The organism is Arcticibacter sp. (assembly GCF_053551015.1).
Genome location: NZ_JBMQOB010000018.1, coordinates 101,323 through 118,392 on the forward strand (window position 1 = coordinate 101,323; position 17,070 = coordinate 118,392).

A 17,070-nucleotide genomic window follows, 5' to 3' on the forward strand; every position below is an offset into this window, starting at 1 on the left:
AAGTAAGAGTTCTGTAAGTGATTTAAATAACAAAGATTGCATGAATGATTTGAATGGTAGAAAGCGCGTTGTGATCAGTAACATATCCCCGAACGTAGAGGATGGACGGTATCCGGCAAAATCTGCAGAAGGCGAGTATGTGACGATTTCCGCAGATGTATTCAGTGACGGTCACGACGAGATTGACGCAAGCGTGTTAGTTCAATATCCCGGGAGTGAGGGCTGGATCGAATTCTATATGGATCCGACCTTCAATGATCATTGGACTTTCCGGCTGAAGACCAGCAGCACCGGTGTTTACAGCTTCAAAATACAGGGTTGGGTAGATCATTATGCAACCTGGCGCAAAGGACTGAAGAAGAAGTATGAGGCTGGTCAGGATCTGCAGGTAGAGTTGCTTATCGGTGCTGACCTGCTTACCCAGGCCTTGAACAAGGCTGGAAAAGATCATAAAAAGCTCCTGAACTCCTGGGTCAAGGTATTGAAAAAGACAAAAAGCGTCGAAGAGGCCGTTGCCTTGGCACTGCAAAGCGATGTATACAATGTCGTCAGGCAGTATAAAGATCCCCAACTTATTACTGATTCTCCTTCCCTTAGGATTGAAACGGAAAGAAAGAAGGCAGCTTATAGTACCTGGTATGAACTATTTCCGCGTTCTGCCGCTGCTGTTGAAGGCGCACATGGAACATTTCAGGATGTGAAGCGCCTCCTTCCTCGTGTTTCGAAAATGGGTTTTGATGTGCTGTATTTTCCGCCCATACACCCTATTGGAGAGAAAAACCGAAAGGGGAGGAATAATTCTCTAACACCTGTGGAAGGTGATCCGGGATCTCCCTGGGCAATAGGCAACCGTATGGGGGGGCACAAGGATATCCATCCTGAACTGGGTACACTGGAGGATTTTATGGAACTTGTTGCAGAAGCAAGGAGTCAGAATATCGAGGTAGCCATGGATATCGCTTACCAGTGTGCTCCTGATCATCCTTACGTCAAGGAGCATCCTCAATGGTTTAAGTGGCGTCCTGATGGCTCTGTGCAGTATGCAGAAAATCCGCCAAAGAAATACGAGGATATCCTCCCCATCAATTTTGAGACCGAGGATTGGGAGAACTTGTGGAGTGAGCTAAAGAGCGTAATTGATTACTGGATTGATAAGGGAGTGACCATCTTTCGGATCGATAATCCGCATACAAAAGCATTTCCGTTTTGGGAATGGATGATTGGCGAAGTGCGAAAGGTGCATCCTAAGATTATTTTCCTGGCAGAAGCTTTCACCCGTCCGCGTTTAATGGAGCGGCTTGGAAAAGCAGGTTTTAATCAGTCGTATACCTATTTTACATGGAGAAACACGAAGACGGAGCTGCAGGAATATATGAATGAGCTGACAGCTTCACCTATGCGTTATTTTTTCAGGCCCAACTTCTGGCCGAATACACCAGATATTCTGCCGCCTTCACTCTCCTCCGGAGGGGAGAATGCGCACATTATGCGACTCATATTGGCCGCTACGCTTTCCTCCAGCTACGGAATCTATGGTCCGGTCTATGAGTTCGGTATCAATACCCCTCATCCAGGAAAGGAGGAGTACACTGATAACGAAAAGTATGAGATTAAAACCTGGGACTGGGGCCATTATACCCGTATCAAGGAGATTATTGTGAGGGTGAACAAGATCAGGCAGCAAAACCCGGCTTTTCAAACAACGTGGAATATCACTTTCGCAGAGACAACCAGTGAGCATATACTGTGCTTTGTGAAATATGACCCGGATTCAAAAAACAGGATGGTGGTGGTTGTAAATCTCGATGTTCATCATCTGCAAGGGGCTCACGTGCGTCTTCCTCTGGCTGAACTCGGAATGGTTCAGGGAGAGGCCTATAAGTTGAAGGACCTTTTGAGTGGAAGCACCTATACCTGGCAGGAGGAGTGGAATTACGTTCAGTTGAATCCCTACGAAATGCCTGCACATATATTTAAAATCGAACCTATAAAAATCTAACCTATAAGACATGCCCGAGAAGATAACTCAATTGGACGACAAGCTGCACTGGTATAAGGATGCAGTGATATATGAACTGCATATAAAGGCATTTAATGATGGAAATTGCGACGGGATTGGAGATTTTCAAGGGCTTCTGCAGAAGCTGGATTACCTGCAGGATCTGGGTATAACGGCTATATGGCTGTTGCCTTTCTACCCTTCACCATTAAGAGATGATGGTTATGATATAGCTGATTACTACAACATCAATCCCTCTTATGGAACGATAAAAGAGTTTCGGTTGCTGCTGAAAGAGGCACATAAGCGAAATTTGAAAGTCATTACTGAGCTTGTTATCAATCATACATCTGATCAGCATCCATGGTTTCAGCGTGCGCGAAAGGCGCCCAAGGGCTCACCGCACAGAGAGTACTATGTGTGGACAGATGATCCGACCCAATACAAAGACGCCCGGATCATCTTTCAAGACTTCGAGGCATCTAACTGGTCCTGGGATCCGGTGGCTCAACAATACTATTGGCATCGTTTTTTCTTTCATCAACCCGACCTGAACTACGATAACCCTGCGGTTCAGGAGGAAGTATTTAAGATGATGGATTATTGGTGTAAAATGGGCGTTGATGGGTTTCGCCTGGACGCTGTGCCGTATCTTTTTGAGCGCGACGGTACAAACTGCGAGAATCTGCCTGAGACGCATGCATTTCTGAAGCGCCTCCGGAGCTACGTTGATGAACGGTATCCCGGAACCTTATTGCTGGCGGAAGCCAATATGTGGCCGGAAGATTCCGCGTCTTATTTTGGCGATGGGGACGAGTGTCAGATGAATTATCATTTCCCTGTTATGCCCCGAATGTTTATGGCGGTGCAGATGGAAGACCGTTATCCAATCACAGATATTTTCGACCAGACACCAGAAATCCCTGAAACCTGCCAATGGGCTATATTCTTGAGGAATCACGATGAACTGACGCTGGAAATGGTGACAGACGAGGAGCGGGATTATATGTACAAAACGTATGTCAAGGATCCGAAGGCCCGCATCAACCTGGGGATAAGACATCGTTTAGCTCCTTTGATGGAGAACAATCGCAATAAGATTGAACTGTTGAATTCGTTACTCTTCACCTTGCCAGGAACACCTGTATTGTATTATGGTGATGAGATTGGTATGGGTGATAATTTCTACCTCGGTGATCGCGACGGTGTACGTACCCCAATGCAATGGGATGCAGACCGGAATGGCGGTTTTTCTAAGGCTAATCCGCAGCAGCTGTATCTGCCGATGATTTTGGATCCGCAGTACCATTATTCATCAGTAAACGTTGAGCTTCAGCGTACAAACACATCGTCTCTCTTGTGGTGGACTAAGCGTGTCATCAGCATGCGTAAGAAATATAAGGCCTTAAGCCGGGGAGACATGAAGTTTATTCATTCGGAAAACTCGAAGGTTCTTGCTTTCATCCGCTGCTACGAGGACCAGAAAGTGCTTGTCGTAGCCAATCTATCACGGTTCATTCAATCTGCTGAACTGGACCTTGACGAATATGCAGGTCACGTGCCGATGGAAGTTTTTAGTCACAACCGTTTCCCTGTTATTAAGCTGGAGCAGCCTTATATGTTTATGCTGAGTCCACATTCCTGTCAGTGCTTTGTTCTGCATGATGAACGGGTAGAGGTGCTAGATAAAGAACATTCAGAGGTACTTGAGATAGGAAAGTGGAAAGAACTGACTGAGTCACAAAATCTGGAGTTTCTTGAGACGAAAGTATTGCCTGATTATATGATGAGAATGCGCTGGTTTGGTGGGAAAGGGCGTGGAGTAGAGCGTATTGAGATTATTGATCATGCACCTGTACCTCTGGCGGAAAATTCCGCTGTGTTTCTTCTAATTGAGGTGTCCTACCAGAATGGGCTGCCAGATCTCTATCAGTTACCGGTAACTTTAGGAAGGGGGCAATTCTCTTTCAAAATTCAGGAAAGCTGTCCGCAGTCTATTATTGCTGCGATACGGGTAGGTTCTGAGGATGCTATCCTCTATGATGCCCTGTATGGTTTTGACCTTCAGGACGCCTTGATCCGGAGAATAGGAAATAATCAGGATGTAACCCTAAAGAATGGGGAGCTTACATTTGGTGGCACCCGTGAGCTGAAGAAATATGTTAACAGCCACGAAAAGATTAAACCGAGAGTAGTATCAGCAGAGCAAAGTAATACGTCGCTGACTTACGATAATTGTTTCTTCATGAAGTTCTACCGGAAGGTCGATCTCGCCATTAACGCGGATATGGAGGTGACACATTATCTGACCAAGCATGCGAAGTTCAAGCATATACCAGCCTTTATCGGATCTGTAGAGTGGAAATTTAAAAAAGGCACTATGGTTCTTGCGATGATGCAGGAGATGGTTCAGAGCAACAGCGACGGGTGGACATATATGCTTGATCGTTTGAATGACTTCAACGACAGTATCTTGTCTAATCCCAACCTGGGGGCAATTAGCACGGAAGTAAAAGGAAATTTACTACATCCGGCGACGTATGAAGAAATCCCTGAAGACTTCAAAGCACTTCTTGACGGAAGGGTTTCCGATAATGTACGATTACTCGGGATCCGCACCGCGGAAATGCACCTGGCACTTGCTTCAGGAGAAAAACTGGAAGCCTTCAAGTCTGAAGATTACTCGCTTCATTATCAGCGATCTCTTTTCTCATCCCTTCAGTCTTTGGTAAGGGTGACTTTCCAAAGCCTGAATAAGAATTTGAAGAAGCTGCCTGAGAAATACAGGAGTGAAGCATCAGAGTTGCTGGGCATGAAAGAAGAAATTCTATCCGTACTAAAGCTTATATATAAAAGAAAGATAGATGTGACCAAGATCCGGATACATGGAGATTATCATCTTGGCCAGGTTCTTTTTACGGGAAAGGATTTTATTATACTCGATTTTGAAGGGGAACCCGCAAAGAGCTATAGCGAGCGACGGTTGAAATACTCTCCACTGAGAGATGTTGCCGGGATGATAGAATCATTGCGATATGCGGCTTATGGAAGCTTGTTCCTGGATAACCTGATACGTGAAGAAGATGTGAGTAAGCTGCTGCCTTATGCAGAACAATGGTATCATTACATGAGCGGATTTTTCATGCAGGCGTATCTGGAGCGTGTGAAGGGAGCGAGATTTATTCCGAAGGAAAAAGAGGATCTTGGCGTGTTGTTACAGACATTTCTTCTTCAGAAAGCTATTTATGAGCTTAACTATGAGTTGAATAACCGTCCGGGATGGGTATTGGTGCCAATGAGGGGGATCAAGGCCATAATGAGTAATTATCGTGCTCATCAAACTAAATCTAATCAGAATGAACATGTCAGGTAGTCTTCCGAATACGCATTTTTCTATGTTTACCGATTTCGATATATCATTATTCAGGGCCGGTAAACATTATCATCTGTATAACAAGCTGGGTGCACACCCGATTCGCTACCAGGAGACGGAAGGGACGTATTTTGCTGTTTGGGCGCCAAACGCCCGTTTTGTTTCCGTTATCGGGAATTTCAATGGCTGGGACAGGCAAAGGCACCCGATGAACGTAAGGTGGGATGGATCAGGAATCTGGGAGGCTTTTGTTCCAGGGGTGGGACCTACTGAATATTTTAAGTATTTCATTGAGGGAGTGAATGGCTATAGTGTTGAAAAGGGTGATCCATATGCTTTTCACTGGGAAACCCCTCCGCAGACGGCGTCTGTCGTCTGGGATTGTCAATATATCTGGGAAGACGGAGAGTGGATGCAAAGTCGCCAACGGCAGCATGCATTGAAAAAGCCGATATCTATCTATGAGATGCACATCGGCTCATGGAGAAAGAACGGAGAGGACGGAAGTTTTCTAACCTATCGTGAAGTGGCAGAGCAACTTCCGCAATATTGTGTATATATGGGCTTCACTCATGTGGAGTTTATGCCGGTAATGGAGCATCCTTTTTTCGGCTCATGGGGATATCAGTTGACCGGTTATTTCGCTCCTTCGAGCCGTTTCGGTACACCTGAAGATTTCATGTACCTGATTGATCAGTTGCATCAGGCAGGGATAGGTGTTATTCTGGATTGGGTTCCCTCGCATTTTCCGGTTGATGAACATGGGTTAGGGTACTTCGACGGAACACATTTGTATGAATATGCCGATCCAAGAAAAGGATTTCACCCGGACTGGAAAAGCAACATTTTCAATTTGGAGAGAAATGAGGTTAGAGAGTTTCTCATATCGAATGCATTTTATTGGTTGGATAAGTTTCATATTGATGGATTACGGGTTGACGCTGTAGCTTCTATGCTATATCTGGACTATTCGAGATCAGAAGGGGAATGGATACCGAATATATACGGAGGAAGAGAAAATCTGGAAGCTATTAGTTTCCTTCAGGAATTTAATGAGGCAGTTCATCACTTCTTTCCTGATGTTATTACCATTGCAGAAGAGTCAACATCATGGCCGGGGGTTACACATCCTGTATCGGAAGGAGGACTGGGCTTTGATCTCAAATGGATGATGGGCTGGATGCATGACTCGCTTAGTTATCTGCAGAAAGAACCCATTTATCGCCAATATCATCATGGCCAGTTAACTTTCAGTCTCGTATATGCTTTTTCTGAAAAGTTCTGCTTACCCCTTTCTCATGACGAGGTAGTTCATGGGAAGGCATCATTGATCAACAAGATGCCCGGTGACGCTTGGCAAAAGGCTGCTAATTTGAGGCTGATGTACGCTTACATGTATGGACACCCCGGAGCGAAGCTGATCTTCATGGGAGGCGAGTTTGGTCAGGCACACGAGTGGCAACATGACTATAGTCTCGACTGGCATGAGAATCATCACCCGTTGAATAAGGGTATACAGACCTTGGTCAAAGATCTCAATGCTCTTTATAGAAGCCCTTCAATGTATGAGCTAAACTTCAGTCCGGAAGGATTCAGATGGATTGATTGCTGCGATGCGGAACGTAGTGTGCTAAGCTGGATTCGAAGAGGAGAGTCGGGTGCAGAAGAGCTACTGTTTATTGCCAACTTTACGCCTGAGGCGCAACATAATTATAGAGTTGGTGTTCCGACTCCCGGCTTTTATGAAGAAGTACTAAATTCCGACAATTTAAAATATGGCGGCAGTGATCTACTGAATCATGGAGACCTTGAAGCTTTCCCGGTGCCGGTAAGTGGTTTCACACATTCGCTTTCCGTTTCCGTGCCTCCATTAGGTGTAACGGTACTCAGGTTTTTGCGTGGGAACCCTGATTATATCTTTTGATGTATGAGCAGGTATCGCAGGACTTTTTTTTGCAGAAACAGCTTGTCGATCGTTTTCCTGTTCTTGTTTGTAGTGACCTGGATGGCACAGGCCTGGACAGGCTGGAGGGAACACAATGAAGATCTTGCGACAGGCGGGGCACAACAGCTTTTGTTTTCAGATTACCTGTCTTCCGGGCATTTCATCTCGGCAACGTTCGAGAACTTCCAAAGTGAATTTCTGCAGATGGCGCTATACGTTGTGCTAACGATTAGTCTACGTCAGCGCGGCTCAGCTGAGTCCAAGCAGCTGGAAGGAGAGGAAGAGGTAGACAGAACGCCACAGCCATCACCCAACGCGCCATGGGCGGTTCGTAAAGGAGGCTGGGTGCTGAAGCTTTACAGCAACTCGCTTTCGATCGCATTTATTACTTTGTTTTTTGTGAGCTGGGGGCTTCATCTTTACGGAAGCTGGCAGGACTACAATGTGGAACAAGCATTGGATCAAAAGCCTGCGGTCGACATATTTGCTTTTCTTTCGGAGCCAATTTTCTGGTTTGAGACTTTCCAAAACTGGCAAAGTGAATTCTTGTCTGTGGCCTCCATCGTGATACTGACAATCTATCTGCGTCAAAAAGGGTCCCCGGAGTCCAAGCCTGTAGACGCTCCCCATTCAGAGACGGGAAAGTAAAATAATCTCAACAAAAGATATCGTAAGCTGTTAATTCTTTACATCTTATAAATGAACATGCCATGTTAGAAAACGTAAATCCAACACACAAAGAAGGGCCCGTTGCGAGGGTAATTGAGGAGCAAACAGCCAAAATACCGTCAGACGTATTTTTATGGGCTGCTTTAGCTTCGATGGGAGTATCCCTTACATTAAAATGTATGAACAAAAAGCACACTGCTTTATTCGTTGGCCAGTGGGCTGCACCATTTCTTCTGCTCGGAATTTACAACAAGATTGTAAAGACTGAAGGACACGATTAATTCTGAACGAGCCGGAATCAAGTATTTTAAACGATTCCGGCTTTTCTTCCTTTATCTCGCGGGTATATCTCCTGTACCCGAATCTAAACCTGCGTTTCCGGCGAGTCTAAGCCGGCACAGCTTCCCCGGACAAAATACGATTCTTCCAAAAACTTATTCCGCCTCGTCTGTTTATAGGAGACAATCTATTTATATGATGACATCAGAAAATACACCCGGCTACCCGAATCAACGGGATGCTAAGACAAAAAGCTTATGGCAACGCAATGATCCCAGTTCCCGACTGACGCAGTCAGAAGAAGGAGAGGTTTCAAAAACGTTCGATGTGGTTGTCGTTGGTGGAGGTATCACCGGATTGACAACTGCATTATTGTTGCAGGAAGAAGGTCTAAACTGTGTAGTTACTGAGGCGGAGAAACTTGGTTTCGGCACTACAGGTGGTACGACATCTCACATTAACACCATGCTGGATACCTCCTACGATATTATCGAGAGAGACTTTGGTCCTGATAATGCCAAGTTGGTTGCAGCTGCAACAATGGAGTCCATAGCGCTGATGTATAATCTGATCAAGAAGTATAATATCGACTGTGATTTTAGTTTTCGCGATGGTTATATGTTTGCAGAAAACGAAGAAGAGGCACAGAGCTTGAAAGAAGTTCTCGCAGCTTCTCAGAGGGCAGGTGTAGATGTTGAGGAAGCCGGCCGTTTGCCCATTCCGCTCGAATATGAATCTGTCATCGTATTCAAAAACCAGGCGCAAATACATCCGATCAAATATCTCGACGGCTTGGCGAAGGCCTTCACATCTCAAGGGGGGCTGCTTTTGGAAAATAACAAAGTACAGGAAACGCACTTGGAGGAGGGTATCCACACACTTACCTGTGAGCGGATTACTCTCCGCGCGAGGAAAATAGTATACGCAACACATATTCCACCCGGGATCAATATTCTTCATTTGAGGTGTGCTCCTTATCGCAGCTACGTCCTGGCAGCTCAACTGGAAGATGGCTGTCCAGACGAGTTGATATACGACATGAAGGATCCCTATCACTACTTCAGATCACATGAGATAGAGGGTAAGAAATATCTTATACTCGGAGGTGAGGATCATAAAACAGGACACTCGGAACCCGAAGAATCGTTTGCAAGGTTGGAGCAGTATCTACGTGCCCATTTTCGCGTAAAGTCTGTAGATTACAGATGGTCAGCTCAGTATTATGAGTCGGCTGATGGTTTACCGTATATCGGAGAATTGCCTTCTGCAGATAAGGGAGTTTATACAGCTACAGGCTTTAGTGGAAACGGAATCACCTGGGGAAGCTTTTCTGGATTGCTTTTGAAAGATATTTTACTGGAACGTGAGAGTCCTTTCAGCTCCCTATTTGTTCCGGCACGTCTGAAGCCCGTAGCGGGCTTTAAGGAGTTTGTGCGGGAGAATGCAGATGTAGCCTATCGCTATATTGCAGACCGGGTAAAGATTTCAAAATTAGATTCTGTCAGTTCACTTGCAGCAGATTCAGGAACCGTGGTGAAATACGAGGATAAAAAAATTGCTGTATATAAAGACGGAGACGGAGGGGTCCATGCATTAGACCCGGTGTGCACTCATGCCGGCTGTATTGTAAAATGGAATGGTACGGAGAAGAGCTGGGATTGCCCATGTCATGGAGGACGTTTTGACATCCATGGGAAGGTACTTACAGGTCCTCCCCGGAAAGACTTACAAAAGATCGATATTAACGAATAAAAGCATGATATCTCACTTTGATGAACCTTTTCATGTTCTGGTCAATACAGAGGGTTTGATAAGGAACTTTTTTATCACCCCTGTATATCATAAAATAAATACCGAGGCGACATTTGCCGTGTCGACAGATGGAAAAGACCTGGGAAAGTTGAAAAGGCAAACACCCGGCCGCTGGATCTGGACCGAAGGCAAAGCCGATGAAGATCTGGCCGATGAGATCGGGCTTCGTATTGATGATCATTTTAACTGATTACTTCTTTACGAGGCCTCTGACCAGGCTTTTCCATTGAAGCTTGGACACCCCCAACATAGCGCCCAGGGCCACAAACACGTTTCTTACCTTACCCCACAGGCTTCCGGCATGTGTGTTGGGTACTTCGTTTCGTCCATGAACCTCTGCCTGTATAAATGATCGGCTCCTCTTCACAAGGAAAGTCGAACTTGTTTCAGGCTCGAAAAAATGAGCCACGGCCCTTTTGCTGTTTAAAGGACTTTTAGTCGGATGTACCTTAATCGCCAGGTATTCTTCGTCCGAAGAAGAATCGCTTTGATCGTCTACCTGCTCTATCATCACCCATTCGTAACCTTCGCCATCATCTGTTTTCGGTGGAGGTAGATCAATTCTGATGTGATCTCCTGGAGCCGGCTTCCTTGTTACAGGATTGCCGAACGCGTCTGTCAGCTTGAAATTCGCTGAGGCTCTCCCACAGACTTTATCCCACTCTGATATATTGAGCAGCCGGGCTTTGACCACCAGGAAATGTTCAATTGCCCCTCTTTCGGACTCGTGTTTGACTGACGAGATCGTATCTGTTTGGATACCCTCGTGCTGTTCAGGAATATTTTTATTCTCGTGTTTCATTGATTTTTTTATCTGGTAGAATTTCAACACGTTATTAACAAATTTTAACATGAAAGGTGCTGCAACAGCGGATGAAAATTTCTATTATTGATAAACCTTTAAACCTATATGAAATTAACCTTCCTTATCATTATTTGCGTGTTTATCACTATGCCGTTGATGGCTCAGCAGATGCACACCCTTCGAGGCTCCGTAATTGACACTGCTTCCAATATCAAGATGGTCAATGTTTCCGTAAGCATGATGAGTGCTAAAGATTCTATTCTAAAGGATTTTGGCCGGACCAATGCAAATGGAGAGTTTCAGTTGAGTAAGCTTAAGCCAGGCAGGCATATTCTGATGATGACCTATCCCGGTTATGCAGATTATATCGAATATATCCAGATTGATTCGACAAAGAAGGAAAAGGATATAGGACAGGTTAAGCTTATTTTGAAGGCTAATCTCCTGGCAGAGGTTCTTGTAAAAGCAAAAGCTGTAGCCGTGAAGGTGAAGGGAGATACAACCGAATTTAATGCAGGCAGTTTTGAGATCCAGCCTAATTCAAGGGTGGAGGATCTGTTGAAGCAATTTCCTGGCATTCAGGTAGACAAAGACGGTAAGATCACGGCCCAGGGCGAGACCGTTAAAAAGGTTTTGGTAGACGGAGAGGAGTTCTTTGGAGATGATCCGACTTTGGTAACTAAGAATATCCGTGCGGATATGGTTGATAAAGTGCAGTTGTATGATAAGAAGAGTGATCAGGCAACTTTTACCGGTATTGATGATGGTGAGAAAACCAAGACTTTGAACATCAAGCTGAAGGAAGATAAGAAAAGTGGCTATTTTGGAAAGCTCGAGGCGGGCGGCGGTACGGATGATTTTTACCGGGGACAGTCGATGATCAATATATTTAAAGGTAAGCGGAAGTTTTCGGCTTATGGGTTGGGGGGCAATGATGGAACGGTCAGCCTGGGTTGGGAAGATGCAGGTAAATACAGCAGTGGAGTGCAGGTAAGTGATGGGGGAGGCATCTATATTTCGGGTGAGCGGTCAGATTACAACGGGCAAGGAATACCGGTTTCGAGAAATGGAGGATTGCATTACGATGCAAAATGGAACGACGACAAGCAGTCGATTAATACCAACTACAAGATATCTCATCTGGACGTTGATGGTAATTCAAGTACGGTAACCCAGAATAATCTCCCTACAGGAACTATCAATAGCAATGCCACAAGTGACTACAATAACATGACCTTTAGACAAAAGTTAGATGCCACTTATGAGGTTAAACTTGACACCAGTAGTACAATAAGAGTTATCGTCGACGGTGGGGTCTCGGACGTTGACAGGAATGAATCTTATTTTTCCACAGGTGGCCGGGGGGATGGAACGCTGCTGAATACTAGCAGACGAACAAATACAAATGAAGGAACGGAACAACAGTTCTTTGCCAGTGCGCTTTATACGAAAAAGCTAAAAAAGAAAGGTCGGACATTCTCGCTTTTAGCAAGTCAGGATCTGAGAAAGAATGAAACAACCGGTTACCTTAATTCGACAAATGAATTTTTTGGACAGAATGGGGAGAGAGAGGGAACACAAGTTATTGATCAGTTAAAGAAAAATGACAGCAGAAACTCTTCCTTCCGCACGAACGTCACTTACACAGAACCTTTGAATACATCACTCTCTCTGATATTCAATTATGGTTTAAACCTTCGGAATAGTGCAGCAGACAGAAGGTCTTACAACATGTCTTCATCAGGAGAATATGACCGTCTTGATTCGGCGTTCAGCAATAATTTTGAGGTGGACGAAACGTATCATGAGGGTGGTGCGAGCTTCAACTATAAGAAGGATAAGGCGACATTCAATGCAGGAACAAAAGCAAGTACCGTGGATTTTAGCCAAAAGGATCTTTATAGTGGACAGGTGTATTCACGAAACTTTATTAACTGGAATCCTCAGGCCAGCTATCAATACCGCTTTTCACAGCAGAATCTTTCCGTGTCAGTTATTCGGGAAATACCTCACAACCCTCTATTAATCAGATACAGCCTATACGGGTGAATGATGATCCTTTGAATGTAGTTGAAGGAAACCCTGACTTGCGTCCCTCGTTTAGAAGCAGGTTTGATATGAATTATAGTTCCTATAAAGTGATGAGTGAGCAATATATATCGCTTTATAGCAGCTATTCGTTTACGTCAAATCAGATCGTTCAGAACACGACAACGGATTCTGCTGGAAGGACGGTATACAGATCGGTGAACTTATCTAGTAAGCAGCCGTCTAATTTATCTTTAAATGCTTATTTCGACAGAAAGCTTTTCGGCATTATCAACGTGGGTCTAAATCTGGGTGTATATGGTAATACATTTTATAACTACGCGAATGAAGCACTAAATAAGACTGAATCCTATAACTATAACGGAGGGCTGCAAATTTCAAAGTATAAACAGAAGAAATACGAATTTTCGATATCGTTCAATCCGGGCTACAGTACAAATGAATCATCGCTGCAGCCGGATGTAGATAATAACGGATATACATTCAATTCCTACGGAGCTTTTGCCGTCTATTTACCTGGTAAGTTCCAGATTGCCTCGAATGCTCGATACGAATTCCGGGAAAAGACGCAGTCTTTTAATGAGGATTTTGAAAGGTTGATTATAGATGCGCGAATCGAGAAAAAGTTTTTCAAGTCGGAAGCTTTCAGGCTTACGTTACGTGGTAATGATCTTCTAAATCAAAATAAAGGGATAAACAGGAGCTCGTATAATAACATCGTAGTCGAGAACAGGTATAATACAATAAGACGCAATTATATGATATCAGCTATCTGGGACTTTAACAAAATGGGAGGAGGAGTAAAGAAATGATAAAAAGGTATGTTTTAATGATGGCAGCACTGCTTTTGCTGGGCGTGTCAGGTATGGCCCAGCACGCACGATTTGTGGGTGAGGGAGTCATTGAATATGAGAAGAAGATAAACATGTATGCAAAGATCAAGAAGAGGATTAATAAGGAGAATGAGATGTACATGTCTAAGGTATATGATCAGTTTGTCAAAAACCAGCCCCAGTTTACGACGGTTAAAAGCAATCTTGTTTTTACAGCTGCTAAAAGCTTGTACACGCCTGTTGTGGTAACCGTGAACGCACAGAATAGCGCGTTTGGTATGGATCCGAATGGTAACCAGCCGAATCAGGTTTTTACAGATTTTTCCAGTGGCATGTCCACTATTCAGAAATCGATCTTTGAAGAGACTTACCTGGTTAAGGACAGCATGAGACAGATCACATGGAAGTTAACAGGTGAAACACGTGAAATTGCAGGTTATCAATGCCGGAGAGCAAATGGGTTGATGCTTGACTCGGTCTATGTTGTGGCTTTTTACTCGGAAGAAATTCCCGTATCCGGAGGACCGGAATCGTTTGGAGGGCTGCCTGGAATGATATTGGGTGTTGCAATTCCATATGAAAACGTCACATGGTTTGCTACTCAGGTTTTTGATAAGACAGTTGATAAAGCCGCTATTAAGGCTCCTCAAAAAGGTAAACTGATGACATTTAGTGACCTTAAGAAAAGGTTGAATGAGCTTGTAAAGCGATGGGGAGATGAGGCCAGGACTATGCTTTTCGACTATCTGATATAACAAACGGGACTTCTAAGATCCCGTTTGTTAGTCAGTTCAGATGACTGTTTTATTATTCTTCGGCAGCTTGCTCATTAACAAAGCCTTCTGCGACTTCTGTAAGGGCAACATCAGTAGCTTTCTCATTCTCGAGGATTTCGGTGAGCAAGTTTACAACATCTGTATGTCCCATGTTTTCTGCGAAGGTCTTTAATGAGCCATAGGTAGCGATTTCGTAATGTTCTACCTTTTGGGCTGCGAGGATTAATGCTGCATCCCGCACCATTGAGCCATCTTCAGTTTCTTCGATCATGCTGGTTGCTTCTTCAAGAAGTCCTTCCATCGCGTCGCACTTCTTTGCTGAAGCTTTTTCTTCAAGCAGACCGAATACTTCTTCTACCTTTGCGATATGTTCCTGTGTTTCGGCAGTGTGCTTTTCAAAAGCAGCTGCAAGCTCTGGGCTTGTTGATGCTTTTTGCATTTTTGGGAGAGCTTTCGCTAAGTGTTTTTCCGCCCAATAAATATCCTTCAATCCGTCTACAAAGAATTTATGAAATTCTGAATCTTTCATTTTTCCTGTAACGCCTGTTGGTTTTTTTTTGGTTGATTTCGAGGTAGTTGCCATGATTTATGTTTGTTTAATAGGTTATTAAAATGTTCTTAAGTAACCTCGGCCTACGGAAATTGTTTACTAATTTTTTATTTAGCCATGGCCGGGAGAGCTATCATGCTGGTGGGCGGCACTCCGAAAATGTGCGGTTATAAGCACATCAGCGAGGTAAAAAGCATCGTGACGAACCAGCTATGGCTGATGTTGAGTCTATTATTGTTACTTTTGCACACCTTTTATTTACAAGGTTGGATTATGAACAAAGATGAACTATCCATGGCGATGGTGGAAAAGCAGATCGAGGATAGAAAGAGAACTTTTAAGGACAGAAAAAGAACTAATATTTTAAAAAGCACAGAGCAGAAGGCCATCTCCTGGCTTGTGTGCAGAATGCCCGGAGTTGTCACCCCTGATATTCTTACCGGAATTGGGTTGCTTGGGAGCATTCTTGTTCTTGCAGGCTTTCTGATGGCAACGTATGTCGATGTAAGATACCTGCTGATGGGTATTGCCGGGCTTTTTATTAATTGGTTTGGCGATTCACTGGACGGCAGGATTGCCTACTTCAGAAATATTCCGAGAAAATGGTACGGCTTTTCGCTAGATATAATTATGGACTGGATAAGTACCATCCTGATGGGCTTTGGATTCCTGGTTTATATCAAAAACGAGTTCGAGATCGTTGCCTTTCTTTTCGTTGCCTTCTACGGATGGGCTATGATTATATCACAAGTGCGCTATAAGATTACCGACAAGTATACCATCGACTCAGGAATGTTCGGTCCGACTGAGGTGAGGTTTATTATATGTGCAGTACTCATTTCAGAGGTGCTCTTTGTTGGATCAATGAAGTGGTTTGGTGTGATCATGTGTCTCGCCCTTTTCATCATCAACTTAATCGATACCCGTACCTTGTTGCAACTGGGAGATAAGCGGGATCTCGCAGAGAAGGCTGCTCTGGCCAATGCAAAATGATCAATAGAAGAGGTCTGCTAACCTTTCTCAAAGCGCAGTTTTCTGCATTTATGGGAGGAATAATCGATATTCTGACAATGATATTTTGCACGGAAGTCCTTGGGCTTCACTACACGCTTTCTATCGCTGTCGGGGGAGTGGTGGGTGCTATTGTGAACTTCTCCATCAACCGCAACTGGACTTTTAAGCTGAAGGGGCAGAGATACAGGACAGTAGACGCTCAGCTAATCCGGTTCTTTGTAGTGGTTGGCGGGAGTATACTGCTGAAGTCAGCAGGAACTTTTGGCCTGACGGAATCGTTGGGTATGGACTATAGGTTAAGCAGGATTTTGACGGATATAGTGGTTTCTCTTGGATTTAATTATACTTTGCAGAAGCACTGGGTATTTGTACCGGTCCGTTCTTCTGATGCTATCAGGCGAAGATCTCGGGATAGTCGAGATATGCTTTAAAGATAAAGGCTACAGTGTCTGAAGTCTGGATCAAGCCTTCCCTGACTAGCCTGATTGTCTCCTTTGGCGATATGGTGAGCAGTTCAATTTGTTCTGTACTATCCAATCGTTGTGCAGAATTTATCTCAGCATCCTTCACCAGGAAACCGTACGTGATTTGATTGGTCTTTGTCGGGTTATTCGCAACCTTACCCAGAGCAATCAGTTTATCTTGGCTTATTCTGATGCCTGTTTCCTCTTCCAGTTCTGCAATTGCGGATTCCTTGATGCTTTTTCCATCCTGCTGCATTCCGCCGGGAAGCTCAATGAATATGTTCTGAAGGCCGTGCTTGTATTGTTTGACCAGTATGAAGTTGCCGTCGGGTGTTAAAGGAAGGATCATCACGACGTTGCCTATCGGAGAAAAAAAGTAATCATCTATGACTGTGCCGTCAGGTAGCTTTACTTTGTGCTGTAAAACCGGAAACCACCTGCTTGGGGAGACATCTTTCTCTTCAAGTACTTGCCATGACATGTTTACATTCATACCTTAAAT

At 44.3% G+C, this 17,070-nt stretch carries 15 protein-coding genes; 12 read left to right on the forward strand and 3 right to left on the reverse strand.

All coding sequences use genetic code 11. From position 1 onward, the window contains the following. Window positions 1-40: 40 nt before the first annotated feature. The 7 genes from ACO1NU_RS12240 (at window position 41) to ACO1NU_RS12270 (ending at window position 10,267) form a co-directional block, all read left to right on the forward strand. On the forward strand, window positions 41-1,999 hold the full coding sequence (locus ACO1NU_RS12240) for an alpha-1,4-glucan--maltose-1-phosphate maltosyltransferase (RefSeq protein ID WP_448818774.1): 1,959 nt from the start codon (window positions 41-43) through the stop codon (window positions 1,997-1,999). Between the two features lie 10 nt (window positions 2,000-2,009). Then, window positions 2,010-5,372: a maltose alpha-D-glucosyltransferase gene (treS, locus tag ACO1NU_RS12245; RefSeq protein ID WP_448818775.1), complete on the forward strand. Its 3,363-nt coding sequence runs from the start codon at window positions 2,010-2,012 to the stop codon at window positions 5,370-5,372. Continuing rightward, window positions 5,356-7,296 carry a 1,4-alpha-glucan branching protein GlgB gene (gene glgB / locus ACO1NU_RS12250; RefSeq protein WP_448818776.1) on the forward strand — a complete coding sequence of 647 codons (1,941 nt, stop codon included), beginning with the start codon at window positions 5,356-5,358 and terminating at the stop codon, window positions 7,294-7,296. The genes treS and glgB overlap by 17 nt, the downstream gene beginning before the upstream one ends. 3 nt (window positions 7,297-7,299) lie before the next feature. After that, window positions 7,300-7,965: a DUF6766 family protein gene (locus ACO1NU_RS12255; protein ID WP_448818777.1), complete on the forward strand. Its 666-nt coding sequence runs from the start codon at window positions 7,300-7,302 to the stop codon at window positions 7,963-7,965. 62 nt (window positions 7,966-8,027) lie between these two features. After that, window positions 8,028-8,267 (forward strand): hypothetical protein, encoded by a 240-nt coding sequence (locus ACO1NU_RS12260; RefSeq protein WP_448818778.1) that lies wholly within the window; start codon window positions 8,028-8,030, stop codon window positions 8,265-8,267. A 193-nt stretch (window positions 8,268-8,460) separates the two neighbouring features. Continuing rightward, window positions 8,461-10,017, forward strand: a complete 1,557-nt coding sequence (locus ACO1NU_RS12265; RefSeq protein ID WP_448818779.1) for an FAD-dependent oxidoreductase — start codon at window positions 8,461-8,463, stop codon at window positions 10,015-10,017. A 4-nt stretch (window positions 10,018-10,021) separates the two neighbouring features. After that, window positions 10,022-10,267, forward strand: coding sequence for a hypothetical protein (locus ACO1NU_RS12270; protein ID WP_448818780.1), 246 nt, complete (start codon window positions 10,022-10,024; stop codon window positions 10,265-10,267). On the opposite strand, the gene ACO1NU_RS12275 is transcribed toward ACO1NU_RS12270, so the two are convergent. Continuing rightward, the gene (locus tag ACO1NU_RS12275) at window positions 10,268-10,879 is read right to left on the reverse strand and encodes a hypothetical protein (RefSeq protein WP_448818781.1); all 612 of its coding nucleotides are present in this window, start codon (window positions 10,877-10,879) and stop codon (window positions 10,268-10,270) included. A 108-nt stretch (window positions 10,880-10,987) separates the two neighbouring features. On the opposite strand from ACO1NU_RS12275, the gene ACO1NU_RS12280 reads away from it, so the two are divergent. The 3 genes from ACO1NU_RS12280 to ACO1NU_RS12290 are packed head-to-tail and all read left to right on the forward strand — an operon-like array spanning window position 10,988 to window position 14,519. Further along, window positions 10,988-12,931: an outer membrane beta-barrel protein gene (locus tag ACO1NU_RS12280; RefSeq protein WP_448818782.1), complete on the forward strand. Its 1,944-nt coding sequence runs from the start codon at window positions 10,988-10,990 to the stop codon at window positions 12,929-12,931. Next, on the forward strand, window positions 12,841-13,743 hold the full coding sequence (locus ACO1NU_RS12285) for an outer membrane beta-barrel protein (protein WP_448818922.1): 903 nt from the start codon (window positions 12,841-12,843) through the stop codon (window positions 13,741-13,743). The genes ACO1NU_RS12280 and ACO1NU_RS12285 overlap by 91 nt, the downstream gene beginning before the upstream one ends. A 17-nt stretch (window positions 13,744-13,760) precedes the next feature. Beyond that, a complete protein-coding gene (locus ACO1NU_RS12290; RefSeq protein WP_448818783.1) occupies window positions 13,761-14,519 on the forward strand; it encodes a GLPGLI family protein in 759 nt (252 codons plus the stop codon). A gap of 52 nt (window positions 14,520-14,571) precedes the next feature. Here the strand turns inward: ACO1NU_RS12290 and ACO1NU_RS12295 are convergent, their stop codons facing one another. Then, entirely contained in the window at window positions 14,572-15,123 is a 552-nt protein-coding gene (locus ACO1NU_RS12295) for a YciE/YciF ferroxidase family protein (protein ID WP_448818784.1), read from the reverse strand. A 240-nt stretch (window positions 15,124-15,363) separates the two neighbouring features. Between ACO1NU_RS12295 and ACO1NU_RS12300 the strand changes: the two genes are divergently transcribed. Continuing rightward, the gene (locus ACO1NU_RS12300) at window positions 15,364-16,083 is read left to right on the forward strand and encodes a CDP-alcohol phosphatidyltransferase (RefSeq protein ID WP_448818785.1); all 720 of its coding nucleotides are present in this window, start codon (window positions 15,364-15,366) and stop codon (window positions 16,081-16,083) included. Then, window positions 16,080-16,535, forward strand: coding sequence for a GtrA family protein (locus ACO1NU_RS12305; protein ID WP_448818786.1), 456 nt, complete (start codon window positions 16,080-16,082; stop codon window positions 16,533-16,535). The genes ACO1NU_RS12300 and ACO1NU_RS12305 overlap by 4 nt, the downstream gene beginning before the upstream one ends. On the opposite strand, the gene ACO1NU_RS12310 is transcribed toward ACO1NU_RS12305, so the two are convergent. Next, complete coding sequence (locus tag ACO1NU_RS12310; protein ID WP_448818787.1) at window positions 16,498-17,061, reverse strand: NUDIX hydrolase; 564 nt, start codon at window positions 17,059-17,061, stop codon at window positions 16,498-16,500. The two genes, ACO1NU_RS12305 and ACO1NU_RS12310, sit on opposite strands and share 38 nt — an antisense overlap. Between the last annotated feature and the right edge of the window lie 9 nt (window positions 17,062-17,070).